Source organism: Xenorhabdus poinarii G6 (assembly GCF_000968175.1).
In the GTDB taxonomy this organism is placed as follows: domain Bacteria; phylum Pseudomonadota; class Gammaproteobacteria; order Enterobacterales; family Enterobacteriaceae; genus Xenorhabdus; species Xenorhabdus poinarii.
Window position 1 is genome coordinate 2,846,870 of record NZ_FO704551.1, and the last position, 21,197, is coordinate 2,868,066.

Annotated in this window: 17 protein-coding genes and 1 pseudogene; 2 read left to right on the forward strand and 16 right to left on the reverse strand. The window is 46.3% G+C overall.

Annotated features, from left to right (window positions below; genetic code table 11):
- The first annotated feature begins 79 nt into the window (after window positions 1-79).
- The gene (locus XPG1_RS13265; protein ID WP_045959469.1) at window positions 80-667 is read left to right on the forward strand and encodes a TetR/AcrR family transcriptional regulator; all 588 of its coding nucleotides are present in this window, start codon (window positions 80-82) and stop codon (window positions 665-667) included.
- 99 nt (window positions 668-766) lie between these two features.
- Here XPG1_RS13265 and XPG1_RS17745 read toward each other — a convergent pair.
- Window positions 767-1,130: pseudogene (locus XPG1_RS17745) on the reverse strand (IS1 family transposase).
- Window positions 1,131-1,218: 88 nt separating this feature from the next.
- On the reverse strand, window positions 1,219-2,382 hold the full coding sequence (locus tag XPG1_RS13270; protein WP_045959470.1) for an MFS transporter: 1,164 nt from the start codon (window positions 2,380-2,382) through the stop codon (window positions 1,219-1,221).
- 245 nt (window positions 2,383-2,627) lie between these two features.
- On the opposite strand from XPG1_RS13270, the gene XPG1_RS13275 reads away from it, so the two are divergent.
- On the forward strand, window positions 2,628-3,530 hold the full coding sequence (locus XPG1_RS13275) for a LysR family transcriptional regulator (RefSeq protein WP_045959471.1): 903 nt from the start codon (window positions 2,628-2,630) through the stop codon (window positions 3,528-3,530).
- Window positions 3,531-3,781: 251 nt separating this feature from the next.
- Here XPG1_RS13275 and tilS read toward each other — a convergent pair whose 3' ends face one another.
- From tilS to uppS, 14 genes are all read right to left on the reverse strand, one after another.
- Window positions 3,782-5,128 carry a tRNA lysidine(34) synthetase TilS gene (gene tilS, locus XPG1_RS13280; protein WP_045959472.1) on the reverse strand — a complete coding sequence of 449 codons (1,347 nt, stop codon included), beginning with the start codon at window positions 5,126-5,128 and terminating at the stop codon, window positions 3,782-3,784.
- Window positions 5,129-5,160: 32 nt separating this feature from the next.
- A complete protein-coding gene (locus tag XPG1_RS13285; RefSeq protein ID WP_045959473.1) occupies window positions 5,161-6,078 on the reverse strand; it encodes a DMT family transporter in 918 nt (305 codons plus the stop codon).
- Between the two features lie 250 nt (window positions 6,079-6,328).
- Window positions 6,329-7,288: an acetyl-CoA carboxylase carboxyl transferase subunit alpha gene (accA, locus tag XPG1_RS13290; protein ID WP_045959474.1), complete on the reverse strand. Its 960-nt coding sequence runs from the start codon at window positions 7,286-7,288 to the stop codon at window positions 6,329-6,331.
- A gap of 12 nt (window positions 7,289-7,300) precedes the next feature.
- Window positions 7,301-10,783 carry a DNA polymerase III subunit alpha gene (dnaE, locus tag XPG1_RS13295; RefSeq protein WP_045959475.1) on the reverse strand — a complete coding sequence of 1,161 codons (3,483 nt, stop codon included), beginning with the start codon at window positions 10,781-10,783 and terminating at the stop codon, window positions 7,301-7,303.
- A 28-nt stretch (window positions 10,784-10,811) separates the two neighbouring features.
- Window positions 10,812-11,405, reverse strand: a complete 594-nt coding sequence (gene rnhB / locus XPG1_RS13300) for a ribonuclease HII (protein ID WP_173425904.1) — start codon at window positions 11,403-11,405, stop codon at window positions 10,812-10,814.
- On the reverse strand, window positions 11,402-12,586 hold the full coding sequence (lpxB, locus tag XPG1_RS13305) for a lipid-A-disaccharide synthase (protein WP_045959477.1): 1,185 nt from the start codon (window positions 12,584-12,586) through the stop codon (window positions 11,402-11,404). The genes rnhB and lpxB overlap by 4 nt, the downstream gene beginning before the upstream one ends.
- A 4-nt stretch (window positions 12,587-12,590) precedes the next feature.
- The gene (lpxA, locus tag XPG1_RS13310; protein ID WP_045959478.1) at window positions 12,591-13,388 is read right to left on the reverse strand and encodes an acyl-ACP--UDP-N-acetylglucosamine O-acyltransferase; all 798 of its coding nucleotides are present in this window, start codon (window positions 13,386-13,388) and stop codon (window positions 12,591-12,593) included.
- Between the two features lie 3 nt (window positions 13,389-13,391).
- Window positions 13,392-13,844: a 3-hydroxyacyl-ACP dehydratase FabZ gene (gene fabZ / locus XPG1_RS13315; RefSeq protein ID WP_045959479.1), complete on the reverse strand. Its 453-nt coding sequence runs from the start codon at window positions 13,842-13,844 to the stop codon at window positions 13,392-13,394.
- A gap of 166 nt (window positions 13,845-14,010) precedes the next feature.
- Window positions 14,011-15,039: a UDP-3-O-(3-hydroxymyristoyl)glucosamine N-acyltransferase gene (gene lpxD, locus XPG1_RS13320; protein ID WP_045959480.1), complete on the reverse strand. Its 1,029-nt coding sequence runs from the start codon at window positions 15,037-15,039 to the stop codon at window positions 14,011-14,013.
- A gap of 4 nt (window positions 15,040-15,043) precedes the next feature.
- Complete coding sequence (gene skp, locus XPG1_RS13325; RefSeq protein ID WP_045959481.1) at window positions 15,044-15,541, reverse strand: molecular chaperone Skp; 498 nt, start codon at window positions 15,539-15,541, stop codon at window positions 15,044-15,046.
- 151 nt (window positions 15,542-15,692) lie between these two features.
- A complete protein-coding gene (gene bamA, locus XPG1_RS13330; RefSeq protein ID WP_045960764.1) occupies window positions 15,693-18,074 on the reverse strand; it encodes an outer membrane protein assembly factor BamA in 2,382 nt (793 codons plus the stop codon).
- 34 nt (window positions 18,075-18,108) lie between these two features.
- Window positions 18,109-19,461, reverse strand: coding sequence for a sigma E protease regulator RseP (rseP, locus tag XPG1_RS13335; RefSeq protein ID WP_045959482.1), 1,353 nt, complete (start codon window positions 19,459-19,461; stop codon window positions 18,109-18,111).
- A 9-nt stretch (window positions 19,462-19,470) separates the two neighbouring features.
- A complete protein-coding gene (cdsA, locus tag XPG1_RS13340; protein WP_045959483.1) occupies window positions 19,471-20,334 on the reverse strand; it encodes a phosphatidate cytidylyltransferase in 864 nt (287 codons plus the stop codon).
- Between the two features lie 9 nt (window positions 20,335-20,343).
- Complete coding sequence (uppS, locus tag XPG1_RS13345; RefSeq protein WP_231853097.1) at window positions 20,344-21,039, reverse strand: polyprenyl diphosphate synthase; 696 nt, start codon at window positions 21,037-21,039, stop codon at window positions 20,344-20,346.
- Window positions 21,040-21,197 lie beyond the last annotated feature (158 nt).

Genomic DNA, 21,197 nt, shown 5'->3' on the forward strand with positions numbered 1-21,197 from the left:
ATTTCCAACCAAAAAGTTGGATTTTATTATAGTATTATTTTAGTGACGACAACAACAAATATATAAGAAAATGTAAACTATGGCTTGGAATACAGAAGGAACAAAGCGTAAAATTTTGGAAGCTGCTGTAGCAGAGTTCGCTAAACTTGGTCCTGATGGGACAACAGTCGAAAAGATAGCTAAGTCAGCAGGAGTAAATAAAGAACGCATTTATAATTATTTTGGTAACAAGCGAGCATTGTTTTCGGCCGTGCTACGTAGAGAATTAGCTAAGGTTGCAAAAGCAGTACCGATTATCTCTTTCGCACTTGAGGATATAGGGGAATATGCTGGTAGAGTTTACGATTATCACTGTGAACATCCTGAACTTAGCCGCCTTATGCGTTGGGAAGGATTAATTTTTGAGGGCGAGGTTCCAGATGAAGAGCTACGACGTGAATATTATGGCTACAAAATTCGAGCAGTCGTTGATGGTCAACAGCAAGGTACCGTTACACGAACTCTAGAACCCGATCATCTGATATTTTTGGTCCTGTCCCTGGCTGGCTGGTGGTCTGCTGTGCCTCAAGTAGCACGTATGCTAACTGGCTCAGATACCCAGTGTGAGCAAGCTAAGCGCAGAATATCCATCGTTGAGGCTGCTCGTCGTTTGGCATCATCACCATAACATATAAAGATAGAATATTTATATATATCAAAGCATTAAAAAATACCTTAACGAAATAATAAACTTTAGAAACTAGGGATATCAGGTCATGATACCAATTTATTGATAGTGATGAATGTTTAAATAATACCCTATGACCCTGTCATGTATTTCTATGGATGTTGAAAAAGACAACGTTTTGCGCGTCAGTCTTGCTAAATGTTGACAAAGATTCAGATTATGTCTCTCTATACAGACCAATCCCCATCACACGCGCTGTCGCCCAGCATCCCATCCCATTCATGGCCATATCGACGATTTGCTTATGTGTACCGGGACGACAAGCGGCATAAGTGAATTCCCGTTACCCGGAATGACGGCAGGACTGGCAAAGATAACGTTGATGACCAGAGCGAGAGCGCCCATTACGGTGGAGCCCTTTAACTGCCCAACAAGATGGGCTGGTCACATCAATCTTTGCCATCTGAATGTTCTCCAAATAGACATCCTATACAGGATTCAATAAATTGATGTCATGACCTGGCGACGTTATCCTGAGTTAGCGGAAACTCTTATTCCGGAACATGGCTGACTTTCATTCCACTGTTTAAGCTACCGAGGATGACTACAGCTAGTGCAATCAGACTCAGCGCTACCCCTACCCATAGCGGGGAGACAAAGCCATAACCTTTTTCCAAAGCCATGCCGCCAAGGTAGGCGCCAAGAGCGTTACCAATATTAAAGGCGGCAATATTGGTACCGGAAGCTACGGTAGGAGCATCGCTGGCGTATTTCATCATACGCAACTGCAGGCCCGGCGCGGTGGCAAGTCCAACAGTCCCCATCAGTAACAACAAAATCACCGTCATTATCTGGCTTTGTGCGGATAGAGCGAAAGCGGCCATCACCAAGGTCAGCATGAGTAAGATGGTACCAAGTGATTTATTCAGCGATTTATCGGCGGCTTTTCCGCCATAAATATTGCCAACGAAGGTGCCAACACCGAACAATACCAGCAGCCAGGGTACCGTCTTTGTGTCAAAGCCAGAAACCTGAGTCAGGGTGAAAGCAATATAAGTAAATCCACCGATCACACCACTAAAGGAAAGTACGCTAAGTAAGGCGGACACCCACACCTGTAGACGTTTGAAGACAGAAAATTCACGCCCCAGATTGGTAAGACGATTAGCAGGAATAACCGGAATCATTGTTCTGATCCCCACCATAGTTATCAGACCGATAACAGACAGTGCCCAGAAAGTAGTGCGCCATCCTAATTCCAGCCCAATGAAAGTTCCCAGCGGTACGCCAACTATATTAGAGACCGTCAGTCCGGCAAACATCAGCGAGATAGCCGCCCCTTTTTTATTGGCTGCAACCATATCGGAGGCTACCACTGCACCGATGCTGAAAAATGCGCCATGACAAAGTGCGGCAACGATACGGCCAAACAGTAAGGATTCGTAGCTGACTGACATCGCAGAAATAAGATTACCAATGATAAACAATGCAGTCAGCAGTAATAACGTCAGGCGTCTTTCCATGCGAATCATAATGGAAGTCAGTAAAATGGCACCGATCGCCACGCTAATTGCATAGCCGGAAACCAAATAACCTGCTACTTGTTCACTGATATTAAACTCCGCAACAATTTGCGGCAACAACCCAACAATACCAAATTCTGTCAGACCGATCCCAAACGCACCAAGCGCTAAGGCAAAAAGACCTGTTGGCATTTTCATCTCCAGTATTCAGATTAGTTCGTTATTATTCAGAAATTGAATAATGACAATGAAATTGATTAGTCATTCTTTCTATAAACAATAAATACGTGGGGTATAAATCTATTCCCATCATGAAAACTGATGGTAGAACCCTTCTGGATCACGCGCTATCTGTCTTCCCTCCCTCATTTCGGTAATGAATGTTAAAGTTCTGTCAGGTATAGTAGAAATGATTTTCGTTGATACAAGGTATTACGATGGATAATCTCAGAAAACTGGACCTGAACCTGTTGCTGACGCTTGATGCATTGCTAAAAGATCCTAATGTGACTCGTACCGCCCGGACGCTTAATCTTTCGCAATCAACCGTTAGCGTACAGCTTGGAAAACTGCGTAAGAGCCTGGACGATCCACTCTTTTTACCTGGCCCACGCGGGATGCGCCCTACCGCCCGAGCCGAGTTGCTCCGCACCTCACTCCGTCAGGCGCTGGCGCTGTTAGACAAAGCTGTCTCTTCCCCTGGTCCCTTTATTCCTGCCGAGTCGACTCATATCTGGAAGATAATTGCAGCAGATTACTGTGAAACCACAGTATTGCTACCGGTGTTGACGAATTTACGCCGTGAAGCTCCCGGTACCCGGCTGGCGGTAATGGAAAACGCCAACTCGCAGATTGCGCAAGCGGTGGGACAGGATAAGATTGATTTGTTCTTTCATATTCGTGAAGAAGCACCGCAGGGTCTACGATGCCGCAAACTATTCAGCGAACAATATGTGCTGGTCAGTCGAATCGGTCATCCATTACTGAAATCTGCACCAACACTCAAGCTTTTTCTCGAGCTGGATTATGTCATGATTTCCCCGGATGGCGGAGGTTTTTGGGGCAGTACCGATAAGGCCCTGTCGGAGATGGGGTTAAGCAGAAAAGTAGTGCTGTCAGTGCAACATTTTATGTTTGCCGTATTTACCATTGCCACCACCGATCTGGTAGGCATGCTGCCACTACGGTTAGTGAAAGACAATCCGCAGCTCCAGTATTTTATGCCACCAGTGGATATTCCGGGTTTTGAAATGAATATGCTTTGGCACGAACATCTGCATCTTGAACCCGCACACAAGTGGCTACGGGATCTGATCATGCAATCGCTGGAAGAACATTAAGGTCAAAGATAGCTTACCTCTATGACTGGATACAAGCTCAGTAAATAAGGCGATTTCTGGGCATCAACCTGACTATGATCCCGTTATAAGCAGGAATAACCTACTTCAGTATGGCTGTATATTCAGGCAACCGGCAGATTTTTCAGCGAATTCTGGCGGAGTCATTCAGCCCGGCGCAGAATGGGGCAATCAGGGTTACAGATTATCCACTAAGCCTGCATTTCGCACCGGGAAGGTTAAGTATAATGGCATTACATATGAAGATTCCCCTTCTGCCACTGAACTGAAATCCCTTCATCATCAGACAAACACTGCCCTTCTTGAGTAATGAAAGTACCCAGTGCCGCAATCAGCTTTTCATTGTAATAGAGCAAAGGTATCCTCTCCCTGAGCCAAGGCGCAACGCCCAATTCTTGCCACAATTTTTTACTGTGGCGAGAATGTTGTCGTCCTACGATACGGATATTGCCCTGAACACCAAAACGAATGGTGACTTGCTCATTATCGTTTGGCATCCTCACCCTGATCCCCCCTTTTTTAGAAGGGGACAATTTTCCTAATCCATCTGGCAGCATCAATACCTGTTGTATATTCCATTCCAGAATAATGCCAGCCAGATTCTGATATTGAGGGACTAACCAAAGTTGCTGCCGATAACGACGAATATCCTCTTGTCCCAACCTAAAACGCGGTTCGGCATCTTGCCTGGCCAGTGCCACTTCTGACCAAATACGTTGAAGCTGTTCCCGCGTCGGCATTTTTATGCCACTCCGGTTAAGCCAGCGTCGCAACAACGCATTTCGTTTTGCTTCAGAGCTGTTCACCAAAGGGGGAATCGATATTGAACCTTCTGTTGTAATCAATACATCCAAAGAGGCTTGTAATAACTCATCCAGCAATTGTTCTTGTTCTGCACACAGACTCGCGCTACGAGAAACAGCGTGGGGAAAATGTGGCCAGCGCTGGTGAAGTAACGGCATGATATTCAAGCGCAGGAAGTTACGGTCATAACGATCATCTTGATTACTGTCATCTTCTACCCATTGCAGCCTTTGAGCCTGAGCATACGCTTCCAATTCCACACGACTGACATTGAGCAATGGACGAATTAATGTTGTCCCCGCAAATGACATGCGGGACGGCATCGCAGATAATCCAGCCGGCCCGCTACCCCGTTTTAAGGCTAATAAAAACGTTTCGGCCTGATCATCAAGATGTTGCGCTGTGATTAAAATTTCATCTTGCTGTAGTTCATGTTGAAAAGCGCGATAACGCGCATGTCGGGCGGCGGCTTCAACCCCATTCTGGCGAATATCAAGCTTAACTTTTTCCGTTCGGAACTCAACCTGCCAGTCAGTACAAACCTGACGACAGTGTTCAACCCATAAATCTGCGTTTGAATTTAAACCGTGATGAATATGAATTGCCCTTAACGCGATTTGCCTATCATGTAACGGAGGAGATTGCGCGCGTAAGCGAACGAGCAGATGTAATAAAACGGTGGAATCCAATCCACCGCTAAATCCGAGCAACACCTTTTGATGCTGACCAAGGTGTTCTGCCAACGTCGTCAGCAGAAAATCATGTGTACTTGCCATTATGGAGCCAAACCTTTCTTCATTCTTGCCAGTCAATCCTCAATCAGCTCATCCATCAATTGACTTTGCTTAGCTGTTTTTTTCCTGGCACTGATGCAAAGCAAGCCAGAAATAATCACCAACCCCAGCCCAATCACATAAGCAGGAACAAAAGCATCACCAAAAAACAGGATAATCCACATCATCGACAAGACGGGGGATAAGAATAAGATTGAGGCAATTTTATGGGAATCGGGGCTACTCATCGCCTTAAACCAAATGATATAAGAGATACCATTCAATATGATACCGTTTAGCAATGTGGGTATCAGTGAATCACCGACCGGTAAGTTGATCCTGCTAAACGCAAACATAAATAAGGCGGAGACCAGTGTCGAGCACATAAATACCCAGAATGTACTGATATAAGGATCAATCGCGAATTGCTTCGATAAGACCGACATTAAGGCAAAGCAAAACGCGCCACTAAAGACCAGTAATAACGCCTGAGGATGTTCCACCGCAATCTCGGTAATATTACCTTTTGTAAAGGTAATCACCACCGCCATAAAACCCATTGCCAGACCAATCATCTGCCTGATAGTCAGTTTTTCTTTGAACAGGAAAAATGACAATCCAATAATCATTAATGGCCAGCTATATTGAATGACTAAAACAGCTACACCATTTTCAATGGAATAACCATAGTAAAGCAGCAAATAGAAGAAACAATCCAGAGCGCCTAAGATCAACACTTTAAACATAACGGGAAAAGGAATAAATAACAGTTTCTTCCAACTTCGACCCATCATAAGCGCAACGACAAATACCGCTAAAACGGATAAAACATTTGACCAGAATAAATATTGGAAGTGATCCATCTCTTTCTGACCAATACGCGATATAGCAGGAATAAAACTCCAGATAAACACACAAGAAAATGCATAAATAATATATTTATATTTGGCCATAGAAAACTCAACTTTTTATTTTTAAAGCCTCGCCCACAAGGCACCCATTCCAACCCAATGTCAGCAGAAATGATAATCCTTAATTCATCAATACCAGGGTGATTTCACACTTATTAACAACAAAACAGGCGGAAATACCAAGGAATTATCACTCCTCAGTATCTTCCACCTGCTATTAGCGATATAAAAATAACGCCGTATTATATGGACGTGATGATCGAGAATAACGTCCTGAATTTACCCGCCGCGCTTAGCAGTAACCGTATTGCATCAAACGCTCATAACGGCGGTCGACTAATTCTTCACTGTCCAGCTCGCTCAACTCAGAAAGATCAGACAACAATTGACTTTTCAATGTCTCGGCCATTTTTTCGTAGTCACGGTGCGCTCCGCCCAGTGGTTCTGAAATCACGGTATCAATCAGGTTTAATTCTTTCAGACGTGGCGCGGTGTTCCCCATCGCTTCTGCCGCTAAGGGGGCTTTTTCAGCGCTTTTCCACAAAATGGACGCACAGCCTTCTGGAGAAATGGTCGCAAAGGTACTGTATTGCAGCATGTTTACTTTATCACCAACACTCAGAGCTAACGCACCACCGGAGCCGCCTTCACCAATCACCGTACAGATGATGGGGACGGAAAGATGCGACATTTCACGCAAGTTACGGGCAATCGCTTCTGCCTGACCACGTTCTTCGGCACCCACCCCAGGATAGGCGCCCGGAGTATCAATGAACGTGATGATTGGCAATTTAAAACGTTCAGCCATTTCCATTAATCTCAACGCCTTGCGATACCCCTCAGGCGATGGCATACCAAAATTACGGCGGATTTTCTCTTTTGTCTCACGCCCTTTCTGGTGACCTATGACCATAACCGGGCGACCATCAATACGCGCCAAGCCGCCGACAATCGCTTTATCATCAGCGTAAGCGCGATCACCCGCCAATTCTTCAAAGTCAGTAAAGATATGTCGAATATAATCCAGTGTATAAGGGCGCAGTGGATGACGTGATAACTGAGAAATTTGCCATGCCCCTAAATCAGCAAAAATCTTGCGAGTCAGCTCCAGGCTTTTTTCCCGCAGACGCTGGACTTCTTCATCCAGATTGATATCTAGCTTTTCATCCTGGCGACTCACTGCGGTGAGCGAATCAATTTTCGCTTCCAGCTCGGCAATCGGCTGCTCAAAATCCAGAAAATTCAGACTCATAACGTTCCTATTCTAGTCAAATTCTAATTCTACCTGCTCATTACCCAGCAGAGTTCGCAAATCTGTCAAAAGGGTGTCTGTTGGCGTTACCCGCCATGTTGCACCAAATCGTAAACGGGCGCGGGCATCGACCCGTTGGTAATAAAGATGAACCGGTATCGTACCTGAACGATGTGGCGCTAATGCATCACGAAGACGGTTCAATAATTGCTCATCAATTTGCCTGTCTGATAATGAGATCGCAAGCCCACGTGCAAATTTTTCACGCGCCTCGCTGATATCCATTAGTTCACGAACGGTCATTTTAAGCCCACCGCTGAAGTCATCAAAGCTGACTTGTCCGGTAGCAATCAAAATTTTGTCCTGTTCTAATAAATGCTGATACCTTTCCAACGCATCAGAAAATAGCATAATCTCCAGGCGTCCTGAACGATCATCCAATGTACTGATACCAATCCGGTTTCCCCGTTTGGTTGTCACTATTTTGGACGCTAACACCAAACCGACCACAGTCGCTACTTGTCCTCGAGGCGTCGGATTGACATCTTTTAGACGCAATCCATTCGTATAACGTTCAATTTCTTTTAAATAGCCTGTGATCGGATGTCCGGTTAAATACAAACCCAGCGTTTCTCGCTCACCATCCAAAACCACTTGATCTGGCCATTTCGGTGTACTGGCATAGGAGCGTTCAACCTGTTCCGGCTCCTCCGTCAACACGCCAAACATATCCGCTTGACCGATCGCTTCGGCTTTAGCATGTTGATCCGCGGCTTTCAATGCATCTTCCAGAGAGGACATCAGCGCTGCACGGTGCGGTCCCAATCGGTCAAAAGCACCGGACATGATCAGTTTTTCCATCACCCGGCGGTTTATTTTTTTGATATCAACGCGTGCGCACAGGTCAAACAGTTCCTTAAAGTGTCCCCCTTTCTGCCGGGCTTCAATTATCGCTTCAATCGGCCCTTCACCGACACCTTTAATCGCCCCGATACCATAAACAATCTCGCCATCATCATTGACATGAAAATGATACAAGCCGCTATTAATATCGGGGGGCAACACTTTAAGCCCCATGCGCCAGCATTCATCCACCAGGCCAACGACTTTTTCCGTATTGTCCATATCCGCCGTCATCACAGCCGCCATAAATTCTGCCGGATAGTGCGCTTTCAGCCATAAGGTCTGATAAGAAACCAGGGCATAAGCGGCGGAGTGCGATTTATTGAAGCCATAACCCGCGAATTTCTCCACTAAATCGAAGATTTTCATCGCGAGTTCGCCATCAACACCCTGTTTTATCGCCCCCTCTTCAAATACGGATCGCTGTTTCGCCATCTCCTCTGGCTTTTTCTTTCCCATTGCCCGGCGGAGCATATCTGCACCACCCAGCGTATACCCCGCCAGAACTTGTGCAATCTGCATCACTTGTTCCTGATACAAGATGATGCCGTAAGTCGGTTCCAACACGGGTTTTAAGGATTCATGCTGCCATTCAACATCCGGGTAGGAAATTTCTTCCCGTCCATGTTTACGGTCAATAAAGTTATCTACCATGCCGGATTGCAGTGGCCCAGGGCGAAATAGTGCCACCAATGCGATCATGTCTTCAAAACAGTCAGGGCGCAGGCGTTTGATCAAATCCTTCATCCCGCGGGATTCAAGCTGGAAGACAGCCGTCGTTTCAGAACGTTGCAGCATATCAAAACTTTTCTGATCATCCAGCGGAATAGCCGCGATATCAATCGGCGCCTGTTTTTTGCTGGCACGACGGGCATTCACCATCTCCAGCGCCCAGTTGATGATGGTCAGGGTTCTCAGACCTAGGAAGTCAAACTTCACCAGCCCCGCATATTCCACATCATTCTTATCAAACTGAGTAACCGGGTTTTGCCCTTCTGGATCACAGTAGATCGGTGCAAAGTCAGTAATTTTGGTTGGCGCGATCACCACCCCACCCGCATGTTTACCCGCGTTACGCGTGACCCCCTCCAGTTTGCGCGCCATATCAATCAGCGCCTTCACTTCTTCGTCTGCTTCGTAAATTTCAGGCAGTTGTGGCTCAGCAACAAACGCTTTTTCCAGCGTCATGCCGGGATCAGGAGGCACCAGTTTTGATATGCGATCAACAAACCCATATGGATGCCCGAGCACACGCCCGACGTCGCGGATAACGGCTTTCGCTGCCATCGTACCAAACGTGATAATCTGCGATACCGCATCTCTTCCGTACATGTCTGCCACGTGATCGATAACCAGATCGCGTTTTTCCATACAGAAATCGACATCAAAGTCGGGCATCGAAACACGTTCAGGGTTAAGGAAACGTTCAAACAGCAGATCGAATTCCAGCGGATCGAGATCCGTGATATTCAACGCGTAAGCCACAAGCGAACCGGCACCCGATCCACGTCCCGGGCCGACAGGAACACCGTTGTCTTTCGACCACTGGATAAACTCCATCACAATCAGGAAGTAGCCAGGGAATCCCATCTGGTTGATAACGTTCAATTCAATATCGAGACGCTCATCATATTCCTGACGTTTTTGTGCCCTAATTTCCGGATCGGGATACAGGAACGCCAGGCGCGCTTCCAACCCTTGCCTGGATTTTTCAATGAGGAAATCTTCCGTACTCATATCGCCTGTCGGAAACTGCGGCAGAAAATATTCACCAAGACGGATCGTGACGTTACAGCGTTTAGCAATTTCTACGCTATTTTGTAGTGCCTCAGGAATGTCTGAAAAAAGCTCGCACATTTCCTGTTCACTGCGTAGATATTGCTGAGGGCTGTAATTTTTAGGGCGTTTAGGATCAACCAGTGTATACCCATCATGGATAGCAACCCGAATCTCATGGGCGTCAAAATCATCGCTTTCCAGAAAACAGACATCATTGGTGGCAACAACGGGCAGATTGTTATCTATGGCCAGTGCTACGGCTGCATGAAGGTAAGTTTCTTCGTCCGGGCGTCCGGTACGAATCAATTCAAGGTAATAACTGTCTGGAAAATGTTCCTGATAAAAATGGAGACATTGCTCCGCCATTGCACGATTGCCACGCAACAGGAATTTGCCCACATCACCCATACGCCCGCCTGACAGCAGGAGCAATCCGGCTTTGTGTTTTACCAGCCATTCCCGTTTAATGGTCGGGCCAACCGCACCATAGCCGTTTTGGTAAGCCTCAGAGATGAGCAAGGTCAGGTTTTGATAGCCTTCGTTATTACGGGCAAGGATCGTCAGATGGGCATATTCATCGCCCAATAATTCATTTTCCACATAAAAATCAGCCCCAATAATGGGCTTGATACCGGCATTATGGGCACTGCCATAGAATTTCACCAATCCACACAAATTGGTAAAATCCGTAATCGCAAAAGCGGGCATACCCAATTTAGCGATTTTTTTTACCAACGAGCCTGTCTTCGCCAGGCCATCGATCATTGAATAATCACTGTGAACACGTAAGTGCACAAAACGTGGTTCTGTCATAATCTGTCCAAATACTTATCCCAGATTTTTATCCAAGACCCAGCGCCCGTTTAACTGGCGCAAAACTTTTACGATGATGCTCAGTAGCGCCCAACGCAGCCAATTTTTCCAGATGCAGGGCGGTAGGATAGCCTTTGTGTTTCGCAAAACCATAGCCAGGGAACTGTTTATCCAGCGCGGCCATTTCTCTGTCACGCGTGACTTTGGCAAGAATAGAGGCTGCACTGATTTCCGCAACCAAACTATCCCCCTTGACCACGGCTTGAGCCGGCATTGCTAACGCCGGACAACGATTTCCATCAATCAGGACATAATCAGGCGTAAGCGCCAATCCTTCGACCGCTCTTTGCATAGCAAGCATGGTGGCGTGGAGAATATTGAATTGATCAATCTCTTCTGGCTCTGCACGACCAAGACTCCAACACAACGCGTTTTCTTTTATTGCTAAGTACAACGCTTCACGACGTTTTTCCGTGAGTTTTTTCGAATCGGTTAACCCCATGATGGGCTTAGCCGGATTCAGGATCACTGCCGCAGTGACGACAGCCCCGACTAATGGACCACGCCCCACTTCATCAACACCGGCAATCAAATTCGCCTGAGGATAAACAAAATCCATTATCTTCTCACTAAGTCCAGAACGGCTTGCGCAGCCTGTTCATCGGCATCACAACGAATGCTTTCGTGCAAATGCAAAAACGTTTGTTTCAACGCATCGACATCTGCGCCACCGAGCAAAAGGGGCAATAATGCCTCTGACAGCGTTGGTGGTGTACATTCGTCCTGTAGTAATTCTTTAACTAACTCTTTGCCTGCTAATAGGTTAGGCAAAGAAACATACGGTGTTTTCACCAATCGTTTAGCCAGCCAGAATGTAAACGGTTTCATTCTATAACCCACGACCATTGGGCATTTGGCCAGCATACACTCCAAAGCGGCTGTACCGGATGCCAGTAAGGTGGCATCACTGGCAATCATGGCTTCACGCGCTTTACCCTCCAATATATGGAGCTGTAAATCTGGTGCAACCTCGTCTTTAATGCGCTGAAACTGTTCACGGCGTTTGGCATTAACCATCGGAACCAAAACGTGCAGGTCAGGCATTTTTTCCCGCAATAATTGAGCGGTTTTTAAGAAATCCGCACTCAGCATCTCGACTTCCGCATGGCGGCTACCCGGCAATATCGCCAGACAGTGAGCGGCCAATGGAATATCCAGACATTTCCGGGCAGCGGCTTTATCCGTTTGCAGAGGTATCGCATCTGCCATCATGTGCCCGATAAACCGACATGGCACGTTAAATCGATCATAGAAGGCTTTTTCAAACGGTAAAAAGGCTAATACCAAATTCGTTGCCCGACCGATTTTAAACACGCGCTTCTGACGCCATGCCCATACCGAGGGGCTGACATAGTGGATCGTTTTAATACCCTGCTGTTTAAGCCGACCCTCTAAAGTAATATTGAAGTCAGGCGCATCAATACCAACAAAGACATCCGGTTTCAAGGCGGTAAAACGTGCTGTTAAGTCTTTGCGTATCTTCAATAAACGGGGTAAACGCCCCAGGACTTCGACGATCCCCATGACAGCCAGCTCTTCCATCTCATACCAGGCTTCACATCCTTCTGCCTGCATAAGAGGGCCAGCAACACCCACAAAACGGGCATGGGGGAATTTTGCTTTCAATGCACGAATCAGCCCGGCGCCAAGGATGTCACCGGATGTCTCTCCGGCGACCAAACCAATTGTCAGCGGACGCTGAGTATCAATAGAAGAAAAGGTAGTCAAAGGGGTATCCTTCATCTACTTAACGAATGATGCCACGGCTGGATTTTGCAGAACTTTCCAGAAAATCACTGAATGCTTTCACATGCGGATTGTTTTCTGCCTGAAGCGCAATTTCGTGTCTGGCGTCTTCCAACGTTTTTCCGCTGCGATAAAGCGTCTTATAGGAATGACGAATAGCATGCAGTGATTCTTTGTCAAATCCGCGGCGCTTCAGACCTTCAATATTCAGTCCAAACGGTGTTGCATGGTTTCCCTGAGCAATAACATAAGGCGGAATATCCTGCGCAACGCCTGAACAGCCACCGACCATAACATGAGCACCAATCTGGCAAAACTGATGCACTGCCGTCATGCCACCAATAATGACGTAATCGCCCAGAATAACATGCCCACCCAATGTACCATTGTTCGCAATGATACAACGATCACCGATGATGCAGTCGTGCGCGATATGGGCGTTGATCATCAGCAAGTTGTCACTGCCAATTTTCGTGATCCCGCCTCCTTGAACCGTGCCTCGGTGGATAGACACACTTTCACGAATACGATTACGATCACCAATTTCAACGCGGGTCGGTTCACCCTGATATTTGAGATCCTGGTTGACCTCACCAATAGAGGAAAATTGATAAATTTGATTATCACGCCCAATTTTGGTGATCCCATTAATCACAATATGGGATTTCAACTCCGTCCCTTCGCCAATCTCAACTTGAGCACCGATATAACAAAATGGGCCAATGCGAACATTGGCACCAATGACGGCCCCCGCTTCAATAATGGAAGAGGGATGGATAATAGCGCTTTGATCAATCATGGGTTAAGCCTCACGACGGCGGGCACACATCATTTCTGCTTCGCAAGCCACTTCTCCATCGACTTTCGCTACGCCTCTAAAACGCGCAACTCCGCGACGTTCTTTAATAAATTCGACTTCCATGATCATTTGATCACCTGGCAGCACCGGACGCTTGAAGCGAGCGCCATCAATCGCGGCAAAGTAATACAATTCACCGGGTTCCAGCGATCCAACACTTTTGAACGCCAGAATACCGGTCGCCTGCGCCATGGCTTCCAGGATCAACACCCCAGGGAAGATAGGCTTACCCGGGAAATGCCCCTGAAAGAATGGTTCATTAAATGATACATTCTTGACTGCGCGTAAAAACTTACCTGCCTCAAAGTCCAAAACACGATCTACCAGCAAAAATGGGTAGCGGTGAGGCAGTAAATCTAAAATCTCTTCAATTTGCAGAGTATGATTATCACTCATCTAAATACTCTTCCTGTCATATAAGAATCATAATATTAACGACACGGCCTGCGTTAACCCCAAAAGCAGAGTTATCAGGCAGGCCGCAAAAATCAAAAGCACAACCAAAAATGCTCGTTAAAAACGTTTAATCAAAAAATGTCTATCCGGGGAGCGAGTATGATGATTACTCGTTTTCACCTGCCAGTTGACGTTCAACTGATTTTAATCGCTTGTTCATTTCATTGATGTTCATAACCAAAGCGGCAGTCTTACGCCAAGCCTTGTTCGGTTGTGATGGAAGACCCGACGAGTATATGCCAGGCTCTGTGATTGAACGTATCACCATGCTCATACCGGTCACAACCGCCTTATCACAGATTTCGATATGCCCATTAATGACACTGGCTCCACCAATCATACAGTAACGGCCAATTTTTAAACTGCCCGCCATAATGACCCCCCCCGCCACTGCGGTGTTGTCTCCGATTGTCACGTTGTGGGCAATCTGGCACTGATTGTCTATGATAACACCATTACCAATAACTGTGTTACCCAACGCACCCCGATCGATGGTTGTGCAAGCACCGATTTCAACCTGATCGCCAATGATGACCGTACCTAACTGTGGGATTTTAACCCAATTGCCACGTTCATTCGCATAACCAAAACCATCAGAACCGATAACCGAGCCTGATTGGATCAAACACGATTTACCCATCTCAACATTATGGTATATCGACACATTGGCCCAAAGACGGGTTCCAGCGCCAATACGCGCATTCTTGCCAATAAAGCAACCCGCCCCCACGATCACATCATCACCAAGCTCTACGCCGGATTCGATAACCACGTTGGCACCAATCGCCACATTTTTGCCCAGAACCACCTCAGCGGAGATCACCGCTGATGGGTGGATATCCTGCGCAGGTTTTGGTGTCGTATCCATAATTTGTGCCATGCGTGCATAAGCAAGATAAGGATCATCAACAACCAAGGCGGCAATCTTGCAGTGAGGCAAGTCGGCTTCACGAAGCACAACGGCCGCAGCCTGACACGCAGAAAGCTTGTCAGTATAACGACTGTCGGATAAAAATGTAATTTGCTCGTTATTTGCTGAATACATCGGGGCAATGCCAGTGATGACAATATCGCCATCACCTTGCAATTGCGCATTCAACTGCTGAGCGAGATCAGCCAATCGAATTGAAACCATCTACTTATTTAACCTGTTTCAGTACTTCTGTCGTAATATCTTTACCCGGTGCTGAATACACCGCTAAATTCGTATCCAGAACCAGGGTATAACCTTCTTTGCCTGCAACGACTTTCACGGCATCCTGAACGCGGCTCACCAGTTTATTGTGTTCTTCCATCCGACGACGACGGTTGTCATTCTCAAAACTCTCTGCCTTCTGAGTAAATTCATCGCGTTTTGCCAATACGTCTTTTTCCAGTTTTTCGCGTTCACTCGCTTTCATGGTTGAACCGTCACGCTGTAATTTCTGGATTTGATTCTTTAGATCAGATTCCATGCGCTGCAATTCGGTTGCACGACCTTTAAACTCGTTATCCAACTGTTTGGCAACAGCCTCACGAGCCGGTAATTTTTGTAAAACTTCGGCGACGTTCACTAAAGCAATGTTATCTGCTGCCTGAACACCGGCAGAAAATGCTAATGCCATACCCAAGCCTGCTGCACACAATATTTTTTTCACTATAAACTCCTTTAACCTACGCTATTTTACACATTGGAAGGCTTAGAGACTCTCCCATTGAGCTATGCACTTTGCCTTTTTGCATTGGGGAACCGCCCTCAATATCGCCCTATCTAATAATAGGGCGAGTTTTACCAAACATGATTAATAATTACCAAACTCCGCCAATACTGAACTGGAATTGCTCCGATCTATCACCTGCGTATTCTTTGATTGGCTTCGCATAAGAGAAACTCAATGGCCCTAAGGGTGACAGCCATTGCAGAGCAACACCGGCCGAAACACGGATATTATTGGGTTTACTGTAATCTGGCACTCCAGCGTAAGCCTTATCCCAGTTGGTATCCCATACCGTCCCTGCATCCACAAACAGAGAAGTTCGCAGAGAGTTCGCATACTTATCATCCAGGAATGGGGTTGGCGTAATCAATTCGAAACTGGCAACCGCTGTCGCGTTCCCCCCAACGGCATCACGGGATGGGCTATTTTTAACTGCTGAGCCATCCTTCTCTAAATATACCGCTTTCGGGCCAATATTATTCGACCGGAAGCCGCGCACACTGCTGGAACCACCCGCATAGAAGTTTTCATAGAATGGCATTTCTTTGCCACCCAAACCACCGCCGTATCCCAAACGGGTACGTCCCATTAAGACCCATGAACGCGCCTCGTTTAACGGGTAGTAACCTGTCGAATTCAACGTGACTTTATAGAACTGGTTATCTGACCCCGGGATCGTGACTTTCGCATCCAGGGATGATTTCAGACCGGATGTCGGGAAGAAACCGCGGTCAAGATTGTTGTAAATCCATCCCAGCGTCATCGAGATATCACTGGAGTCAAATCTCGCTTTGTCATCATAGGTGGTTTTTTTGCCCATTTTGTCCAAATAACGCCACATCGCAACCTGTGGTCGCATATTAGACAGCGAGTTATGGATATACCCCAGTCTCAACGATATGCCGTTATTTTCATTTAATGGGAAACCGAGCGAGCCCTCAGTACCGTATGCTTTATTAGTATAATTCGAAAGATCCGCATCATTGGCCCGGAAGTCATTATAGAACACCCGTCCACCCAAACTGACACCGTCAACCGTGAAATAAGGGTTAGTGATAGATATATCGGTCGATGTTGAATAATCATTCTTACTGGCATTGATCCCCACAGAGTTACCGCTTCCTAGCCAGTTAGACTGCTGCACACCGACCTGGAAACTCATCCCGCTTTCTGTGCCGAAACCAACCCCAAAGTTCATAGAACCCGTATTGCGTTCTTTCACTTTGTAAACTACATCAACCTGATCTGGGCTGCCCGGTACTCGTTCAGTTTCCACATTAACGGTATCAAAATATCCCAATCGATTCAGACGCTCTTTGCCCTGCTCAACCAAATCACTGCCCAACCATGAGCCTTCCATCTGGCGCATTTCACGGCGCAGTACGGCGTCTTTACTCACGTCATTGCCGGAAAAACGGATTTTACGCACATAGAAGCGATTGCCGGCATCCACATTCACCTGCAATTTAACCGTCTTATCGGCATCGTTGATTTCAGGTTGTGTCATAACTCGGGGATAAGCATAACCGTGGCGACCCAGCAGGTTTTTGATCGCGTTTTCCATCTTGGTGACTTCTGCACCATTATACAGTGAACCCGGCTCTATTTTTGTCAACTCAGCGATTTGAGACTGATAACCCGCCAGATTCCCATTTAAGTCAACGCCAACGATTTTATATTGATCGCCTTCGGTGATATTAACAGTAATATAAATGCCTTTTTTATCGGGCGTCAGATTAACCTGAGTTGAAGCAATGTTAAAACGGGCATAGCCTCGATCAAGATAGAAACTGCGCAAGGTTTCAAGGTCACCCGCTAATTTCTGCTTCTGATATTTCTGATCTGCCGTCAAGTTCCACCAGGGAACATCGTCCCTAAGCTGGAAATGGTTAAGCAACTCATTTGTTGAAAAAGCCTTATTACCCACAATATTAATTTGTTGGATTTTGGCAGACATCCCTTCAGTAAAAACAAGCTTCAAATCAACACGGTTGCGGGGCAGTGGCGTGACAACCGCTTTTACTGTCGCGTTATATTTACCAACGCTGTAATAGAAATCTTCCAGCCCTTTTTCAATATTGGACAGCATAGTACGGTCAAGAGCTTCACCAACACGAACACGCGAGGCCTCAAGGTTCTGCTTGAGCATGTCATCTTTCACCGATTTGTTACCGGAGAAAGTAATGCTGGCGATGGTTGGCCGTTCTTTTACTTGAACGACAAGTGAATTGCCATCACGTAAGACACGAACATCTTCAAAGTTTCCAGTTGAGAACAGTGAATGAATCATGCGGCTAATGTCTTCATCACTAACCGTATCACCGACTCGAACGGGCATGTTCAGTAATGCTGCACCAACGGTGACACGTTGAAGACCCTCAAAATGAATGTCCTGAACTACGAATCCGTCTGAACCGTATGCAGTGGCGCTGCCGAACAGCAGCGACGCTATGAGCAACTTTTTCATCGCCATCGTTGTTATGCGTTTTCCTAACCAGTCCCCCACCTTAAAAGCGGGAGAAATCATTGAAAAGTGCAAGCCCCATTAATAACACCAGTAACATAGCACCAATGCGATAACTGAAGTCTTGTACACGCTCGGAGACCGGTCTTCCCTTGATTTTTTCGATAGCAAGGAAAAACAGGTGTCCACCATCTAGAACGGGTAATGGGAACAAATTAATGATCCCAAGATTGACGCTGATGAGCGCCAAAAACATTAAATAATATACCAAGCCAGAGTCAGCCGATACGCCGGCGCCTTTGGCAATAGAAATCGGACCACTCAGGTTGTTAAGTTTTAAATCGCCCACAATCAATTTGCCGATCATTTTGACCGTCAGCTTCATCAATTGCCAAGTCTTGTCTCCTGCCTCATAAACGGCAGAAAAAGGCCCATATTGCTGAATAATTTTGTCGTTATCCGCTAATGGAATGACTTTCAATTCGACGCCAGCAACGCCCTCTTCACGACCATCGGATAACTTTCTGACTTCGGGAGTCAGCGACAGGGAAACCATCCCATCAGCCCTTGCAACGTCCAATTTTAGAGGAATATTCGGATTCTTCCTGACGAAAGAAGAAAAAGTGTGCCATACATCGACATCTTGACCATTGACTTTAACGATCCTATCCCCACTTTGTAAACCCGCTTTTTCCGCGGCTGAAGCAGGATAAACTTTTTCTACTTGCGAATCTGGGCGCGGAACGACAGGCATTATGCCCAAAGACAGTAAAATATCCTGTTTGGACGGATCGAAATTCCAATCATGCAAATCCAGTGTCTTTTGAACACGATGAGACGAATCCGCAGGTAAGACATCAATCGCTACCGATGCCGTACCAACGCGCTCTATCATGGCAAGGCGTACCGCATTCCAATCAGAAGTTTCGATACCATTAACCGCTTTTAGTTCCATGCCAGGCAAAATATTTGCCTGTGCCGCGATAGAATGCGGTTTCACATCCAACACGACTGAGCGCACGGATGGCACACCAATCACAAAGACCAGCCAATAAGCGATGACGGCCAGAATGAAGTTGGCGATTGGCCCTGCACTGATAACGGCTGCCCGCTGGCCAATCGTTTTATTATTGAATGCCATATGACGACGTTCGGGAGGCACTTCCCCTGCCCGCTCGTCGAGCATTTTGACATATCCGCCAAGGGGAATCAGTGCGATAACGTATTCGGTTCCCTGTTTATCTGTGCGACGCCAAAGCACTTTACCAAACCCGATGGAAAAGCGTTCAACGTAGATACCACATCGTCTGGCCACCCAAAAGTGACCAAATTCATGCATTGTGATGAGAATACCCAAAGCAACAATAAATGCAGCCAGATTCCAGAGAATATCCATTACGTACCTTCAGAGAGTAAGTCCAGAGGAGAATAACATCATCAGCCCGGCAAACACCGGAATCGCCGCTGTCAGGCTATCAATCCTATCCATGACACCACCGTGTCCCGGAATTAATTGACTACTGTCTTTGATCCCGGATTCCCGCTTGAACATACTTTCAGTCAAATCACCAAAGACTGAAGCAATCACCACTACCGTAGAAATCAGTAATAAGTGTTCTGGCATTGCAGGGACAGGCGCAAATTTTCCGAACAACCACGAAATCAACGCTGCCGTTAATAATCCACCGACAAGCCCTTCAAGGGTTTTACCGGGTGATACTTTAGGTGCCATCTTATGCTTACCCATTGTGCGGCCAAAAAGATAAGCACCAGAATCCGCCGCCCATACCAACAACATGACGTACAATAACCACCATGCACCATCATAAGGATGATTTTCATAGCCCTGGGCACGTAGTACCATCATTCCACAATAAAATGGCACGATAGTCAGAACCCCAAACAGCAGACGTAAAGCAACCGATGATTTCCAGATGGCAGCAGAGGCAGGGTAAGTCACCACCAATAAAATGGCGGCGATCCACCAAAGCATCCCCGCCCATAATGGATATACAATTTGTGGTTTTTCAATGAGAGAAGAAAAGTCCGACAAAGAGTATTGCAAGGCAAATAAGCCAACGGCACATAATACGGCCAACATAATACGTTTAGTTGGCGTAAAGAGACCGGCAAATTGCCCCCATTCCCATGCGGCAAGTGCTGATACCGCGATAACAACCAGCCCAAACCCAGAAGGGGGAAGAAAAAACAGCGCTACAATAACCAGTGGAATCAATATCAACGTAGTTAAAAGACGGTACTTCAGCAAGTTATCCTCCTATGATCCCACTTCGGCATCGTCTGGTCTTGTTCCGCCAAATCGGCGTTCTCGTTTAGCAAAGGCATGAATTGCACCTTCAAAAACAGTTTCATCAAAATCAGGCCAAAGTATATCGGTAAAATACAATTCTGCATAAGCGATCTGCCATAACAGGAAGTTACTGATACGATGTTCTCCTCCGGTTCTAATAACCAGATCAACGTCGGACTGCTGATTTAAACTGACGAAGTGACCCACTGTCGCTTCGGTAATATCGTCTGGCGTCAACACATTGGCTTTAATTTTTTCAGCAACTTGCTTAACGCTTTGAACCAGATCCCACCGGCCACCATAGTTAGCCGCAATATTCAGTTGCAATCCGGTATTACCCGCTGTCAAAGCCACTGAACGGCAGATACGCTCCTGTAACCGTGAGCTAAAACGACTCATATCACCAATAACAGATAATTTCACATTATGCTTATGCAGGTTTTTAACTTCATTATCGAGCGCGAAAACAAACAACTCCATCAATGAACTGACTTCCTGCTGTGGGCGATTCCAGTTTTCGCTACTAAAAGCATATAGCGTCAGCGATTCAATGTTATGTTTCACTGAAAAACTCACGGCACTGCGTACTGCTTTAATTCCCGCACGGTGGCCAAAAACTCTTAATTTGCCACGTTTTTTGGCCCAACGACCATTACCATCCATAATGATGGCAACATGTCTGGGTAACGTTGGCAATGAGTCACTATCACAGGGAGATATCACTCAAAATAATCCTTAAATAACTAAGCTGATTTTGAATAAATTCAATCAGTTATAAACATAAAAGCCGTGTTACGAGTTAACAATGACCCTGGCTATTT

Excerpts from the sequence above, each read along its gene's own strand:
- XPG1_RS13265 (WP_045959469.1), top strand. The coding sequence starts at position 80 with ATGGCTTGGAATACAGAAGGAACAAAGCGTAAAATTTTGGAAGCTGCT.
- XPG1_RS13270 (WP_045959470.1), bottom strand. The coding sequence starts at position 2,382 with ATGCCAACAGGTCTTTTTGCCTTAGCGCTTGGTGCGTTTGGGATCGGT.
- XPG1_RS13275 (WP_045959471.1), top strand. The coding sequence starts at position 2,628 with ATGGATAATCTCAGAAAACTGGACCTGAACCTGTTGCTGACGCTTGAT.
- tilS (WP_045959472.1), bottom strand. The coding sequence starts at position 5,128 with ATGGCAAGTACACATGATTTTCTGCTGACGACGTTGGCAGAACACCTT.
- XPG1_RS13285 (WP_045959473.1), bottom strand. The coding sequence starts at position 6,078 with ATGGCCAAATATAAATATATTATTTATGCATTTTCTTGTGTGTTTATC.
- accA (WP_045959474.1), bottom strand. The coding sequence starts at position 7,288 with ATGAGTCTGAATTTTCTGGATTTTGAGCAGCCGATTGCCGAGCTGGAA.
- dnaE (WP_045959475.1), bottom strand. The coding sequence starts at position 10,783 with ATGACAGAACCACGTTTTGTGCACTTACGTGTTCACAGTGATTATTCA.
- lpxB (WP_045959477.1), bottom strand. The coding sequence starts at position 12,586 with ATGAAGGATACCCCTTTGACTACCTTTTCTTCTATTGATACTCAGCGT.
- lpxA (WP_045959478.1), bottom strand. The coding sequence starts at position 13,388 with ATGATTGATCAAAGCGCTATTATCCATCCCTCTTCCATTATTGAAGCG.
- fabZ (WP_045959479.1), bottom strand. The coding sequence starts at position 13,844 with ATGAGTGATAATCATACTCTGCAAATTGAAGAGATTTTAGATTTACTG.
- lpxD (WP_045959480.1), bottom strand. The coding sequence starts at position 15,039 with ATGGTTTCAATTCGATTGGCTGATCTCGCTCAGCAGTTGAATGCGCAA.
- bamA (WP_045960764.1), bottom strand. The coding sequence starts at position 18,074 with ATGGCGATGAAAAAGTTGCTCATAGCGTCGCTGCTGTTCGGCAGCGCC.
- rseP (WP_045959482.1), bottom strand. The coding sequence starts at position 19,461 with ATGGATATTCTCTGGAATCTGGCTGCATTTATTGTTGCTTTGGGTATT.
- uppS (WP_231853097.1), bottom strand. The coding sequence starts at position 21,039 with ATGGATGGTAATGGTCGTTGGGCCAAAAAACGTGGCAAATTAAGAGTT.